Genomic DNA, 4,379 nt, shown 5'->3' with positions numbered 1-4,379 from the left:
GCCTTATAAGCAGCGCAGGGTGAGTCCTCGCGGTGTACCTCGGCGACGGGCGGGGTTCTATGTGATCGGCGTTCGTACAGGACGGCGTCTCCCGCCCATTTCGTCTAGGGCTCTAGGCTCCTGGTTACTGCCAGGAGGTGAGGTCATGTCGGACGAGCTGCAACGGATCATGGCGATCGATGATCCGTACCTGCTCCTGCGCGAGGTCACGACCCGGTTGGCCGACGCGCAGCAAGAGGTGACCGAACTGGCCCGGCTCCGCCGGCGAGTGGTCCAGGACCTCCACGCGCAAGGGCTGTCGTATGCGCAGATCGCCGCGAAGGCGGGTCTGAGCCGCGGACGGATTCACCAGATCCGGCACACCGGTCCGGCGCCGGAAGGTGCCTTCCTCGGACGGGGCGCCGTCACCGTCGCCACTCCGCTGCGGCGTGACGACGAACGCGGGCGGACGGTCGTCGCCGTGGACGACGTCAGTTCCGGCAAGCGTCTGGAAGACCTGGCGCGGTCGTACGGGCTCGACGTCACCTCGGAACACGTGCCGGTGAGCGGTGAGATCGACCTCAACCGGGACGGCCTGGTCGTCGTCTGCGGGCCGCGCATGTCTCAGGAGATGTGGGAGACGTACGGGCAGGATCCCGTACTGCGCTGGGAGCGCGCGGAAGACGGGCCCTGGACGGTGGTGGACCGCCGCACCGGCACCGTGCACCGGTCGGGACAGGACAGCGATCCGGCCCGGCCGTACGACGTCGGATATATCGGCCGGCTGTCGCGCCCGGACGGCTCCGGTTCGCTGCTCGCCATCGCCGGTATCCACACGCAAGGTTCCCTCGGCGTCGTGCAGCTGCTCGCCAACGACCTCAACACACTGTGGGGGCAGGTGGGAGACCGTCGCTTCTCCACGCTGGTGGGCGTCGAGTACGACCCCGAGACCAGCGAACCGCAGTCCGTCGAACTGCTCTGCCCCCTGTACCGGCACGACGAGGACACCTCGGCGTGAGGATCGCCCTAGCCTCACTATCCGCCGAACTGGGCCGGGAGAACGAGGACTTCGCCGCTGCCGCGCCCGGTGCGGCGGTCCTCCTCGACGGTGCCGGCGTCGGCGGTGCCGAGACCGGTTGCACGCATGGCGTTGCCTGGTTCTCCTCGACGCTGGGCGGTCTGCTGCTGCGCAGTATCACCGTGCAGCCGGCCCGGCCGCTCGCTGACTGTCTGGCTGACTCCCTCGGCCTCGTCCGGGCCCTGCACGAGGACACGTGCGATCTGGCCTACCGGGCCAGTCCCACCAGCACGGTCGTCGCCGTACGGGCCGGCGGGGGAGTGCTGGAGTACCTGGTCCTCGGTGACTCCTCACTCCTCCTCGCCGACAAGGGCGGGAGTACGGACGTGGTTACCGACCGGCGCCTGGACGACGTCGGCAAGCGGCTGCGCGGGCCGGTCGACGTGCTGCCCACCGGCACACCCGAGCACTCCGCCGCGCTCGCCGAGTACCGGGACGCCCTGACGGGGCTCCGCAACCGGCCGGGCGGCTTCTGGATCGCGGGCCCCGAACCGCGGGCGGCCGAACACGCCCTGACGGGGACGGTGCCACTGGAATCACTGGCATCCGTGACGCTGATGAGCGACGGCGCGACGCGACGCGTCGACCGCTTCCGCCTCGACGACTGGCGGCAGACCCTGACCGTCCTCGACTCCTCCGGACCGGACGAGCTGATCCGCCGCGTGCGCGAAGCCGAGGCCGGCGACCCCGACGGCCGACGCTGGCCGCGTGGTAAGACGCGGGACGACGCCACCGTCCTTCACTGGGCGCTGCCGTAGAGCGTCCGCGGACGCCAAGACACGCACGTATACCCCCCTAGACAGTTGACGGGGTGTCGGTTTACAGTGGTCGTCAACCCCCCTAGACAGTTGGGGTGGCCCTCCCTTGTGGTGTCTAGGGGGGTACTCATTTCGCGCGGTGCCGGGGTGACCGGCGCCCACAACTCAGTGAGGTCCAGAAATGCGTGTCATCCCCGTGAGCACTTCGGACGCGACGCTCCTCGTCACCAAGCTGCCCGAGGTCAAGGTGAGGGACCGGCAGACCGGAGAGGTCGCCGTGGACCCGGTGACCAACCAGCGGCTCATGACGCTGGAGCTGGTGTTCATCGCGGCCGGCGGTTCGGACATGATCAAGGTCACCGTCCCCGAACAGGGCATCGGTGACGGCCTGATGATGGGCGCACCGGTCTTCCTGTCGGGCCTGGTGGCCCGGCCCTGGGAGAGCGAGTTCGGCGGGCGCGCCCGGCACGGCATCGCCTACCGGGCCGACGCTGTCATGGTCAGCTCTCCCGCACCGGCGCAGGGCTGACGGCCATGGCTGACATCGTCCGCGTGCTGTTACCGGTCCTGCTGGTCCTGGCCGCGCTGCTCGTGCTCCGCCGTCGGCTGCCGGTCCTGTTCTGGTGGCTCGTCGGGTACCCGGCCGTCGCCCTGCGGGTGCTCACCTCGTACCGGGCGACGATGGACGCGTGCGGCCTGACGGTTCCGGCCTCGGCCCTCCGCCGGGCCACGGCCCGGGTGGTGGGGTGGCAGGCGGCTCCCGTACCGCCTCGTCACTCGCTGCCGTGGCCGACCGGATCCGGTCTCGTGATGCGGCTGCGTCTGGCTGCCGGGCAGGCGCCCGAGGACTTCACCGCCGCGGCCGACCGGCTACGGCACGCCTGGGGTGCTCATGCCGTGCACGTCCGCTCCACCAAGCCGGGACGCCTCGAACTGCGCCTGGTGGGCTGGGATGTACTCGCCGAGGTGCGTCCCGCCCGGCGTCGGCAGACGGCCGGCCCGCTCTGCCTGCCGCTCGCGCTGCGGGAGGACGGGGCATGGCACGTCCGGGACTTCCGCACCGTGCCGCACGAACTCATTCTTGGTGCTACGCAGTCCGGCAAGTCCGTCTACCTGCGGAACCTGTTGTGCGGCCTGGCCCGTCAACCGGTCGTGCTCGTCGGCATCGATTGCAAGTGGGGCGTCGAACTGGCGCCGTTCGCACCCCGGTTGTCCGCCCTTGCTGATCATCCGGACCGGGCGAACGATCTCCTCGACGCCTTGTTGGAAGAGATGGAGACACGGTTCCGCCTGATCGGGCTCTCGGGCGTGGCCGGTCCGGACGCCGTGCTCACCTCGGACGTGTGGGGGCTGTCGGAAGCAGTACGGCCGGTGCCGGTCGTGGTCGTCGTCGACGAAGTGGCGGAACTCTTCCTCGCCGCGAGCAGGGACGACGAAAAGCGGCGGGACGCCATGGTCACCAAGCTGATCCGCCTCGCCCAGCTCGGGCGTGCGGCCGGCATCTACCTGGAGGTGTGCGGCCAGCGCTTCGGCTCCGAACTCGGCAAGGGCGCCACGATGCTCCGTGCTCAGCTGACCGGCCGGGTCTGCCACCGCGTCAACGACGAGTCGTCGGCGAACATGGCACTGGCCGACGTCTCCCCGGAGGCGGCCCTGGCCGCGACCTCGATCCCGGCCGACCGGCCCGGCATCGCCGTCGTCGGTGACTCCTCCGGCGGCTGGTCCCGCGTCCGCTCACCGCACCTGACCCTCGACGACGCGGCGGCCGTCTGCCATGACACCGCCGCCCTGGTGCCGGAACTGCCCCGGCTCGACTCCTTCCGGCCCGTCGTCGTCACCGAGGCGGCCAAGCCGTCCTCGTCCTCGGCTGCGGCCCCCGCCGTCCGCCCGGTGACCGAGTAACCGCCCTTTCCCTCTCCCACGGTCGGCGTGACCGCCTCACGCCGCGTCCCTACTCCGTCCATGCCCGAAACCGGAAGGAAACCCATGTCACGCCCCACCATCACCGAGGTGAGCGCGCTGATCGCCGACCTGGCCGCACTCCGGCAGGACCACACCTCCGCTGACCACGCCGCGCTCATGGAGCGTAAGGCGGAACTGCTGGAGCGGATGGCCGCCCACACGCCCGGCGACGCCGACACCGCCGAGGTGGCCCGCCTGGCCCGTGAGCGTGCCGACTTCCTCAAGTCCGACGGCTGATCACGCGAAAGGAGTCGAGCCGATGCGTGCTCACCTGGCCCGCGTGGACGCCGTGATCGTTCAGGCCGTCATCGCCGGTGCCCTGTCCTTCTCCCACCTGCACGACCTCGCTGCGGCGGCCGGACAGGACGGCTGGAAGGCATGGGCCTACCCCGTGAGCGTCGACCTGCTCCTGGTCGCCGCCTGGCGCCGGATGCGTCAGTCGCAACGAGCGGGACAGGCGGCCGGTGGTCCGCGGCTGTGGTTACTGATCGCCCTGGCCGCGTCCCTCGGTGCCAACGTCGCCACGGCCGGGCTCCTCGACCTGGACAACGTACCGGCCTGGCTCCGCGTGACGGTCGCGGGCTGGCCTGCCGTCGCCTTCT

The 4,379-nt window shown here is 70.6% G+C and carries 6 protein-coding genes; all 6 read left to right on the top strand.

The window, feature by feature from the left end; translation table 11 throughout:
• Nucleotides 1-145 precede the first annotated feature (145 nt).
• The gene (locus B7767_RS15290) at nucleotides 146-997 is read left to right on the top strand and encodes an RNA polymerase subunit sigma-24 (protein ID WP_085572673.1); all 852 of its coding nucleotides are present in this window, start codon (nucleotides 146-148) and stop codon (nucleotides 995-997) included.
• On the top strand, nucleotides 994-1,815 hold the full coding sequence (locus B7767_RS15285) for a protein phosphatase 2C domain-containing protein (RefSeq protein ID WP_085572672.1): 822 nt from the start codon (nucleotides 994-996) through the stop codon (nucleotides 1,813-1,815). Before B7767_RS15290 ends, B7767_RS15285 begins: the two co-directional genes overlap by 4 nt.
• A gap of 181 nt (nucleotides 1,816-1,996) precedes the next feature.
• The gene (locus B7767_RS15280) at nucleotides 1,997-2,344 is read left to right on the top strand and encodes a hypothetical protein (protein ID WP_085572671.1); all 348 of its coding nucleotides are present in this window, start codon (nucleotides 1,997-1,999) and stop codon (nucleotides 2,342-2,344) included.
• A 5-nt stretch (nucleotides 2,345-2,349) separates the two neighbouring features.
• Complete coding sequence (locus B7767_RS15275; RefSeq protein WP_085572670.1) at nucleotides 2,350-3,717, top strand: FtsK/SpoIIIE domain-containing protein; 1,368 nt, start codon at nucleotides 2,350-2,352, stop codon at nucleotides 3,715-3,717.
• Nucleotides 3,718-3,801: 84 nt separating this feature from the next.
• On the top strand, nucleotides 3,802-4,014 hold the full coding sequence (locus B7767_RS15270; protein WP_085572669.1) for a hypothetical protein: 213 nt from the start codon (nucleotides 3,802-3,804) through the stop codon (nucleotides 4,012-4,014).
• A gap of 22 nt (nucleotides 4,015-4,036) precedes the next feature.
• The coding region (locus B7767_RS48025) for a DUF2637 domain-containing protein (RefSeq protein WP_256923443.1) at nucleotides 4,037-4,379 on the top strand (343 nt) is incomplete at its 3' end.

It is taken from the genome of Streptomyces sp. 13-12-16 (genome assembly GCF_002114215.1).
Taxonomy (GTDB): domain Bacteria; phylum Actinomycetota; class Actinomycetes; order Streptomycetales; family Streptomycetaceae; genus Streptomyces.
The sequence above is the reverse complement of the archived record's forward strand: the minus strand, read 5'-3'. Positions and strand labels throughout refer to the sequence as shown.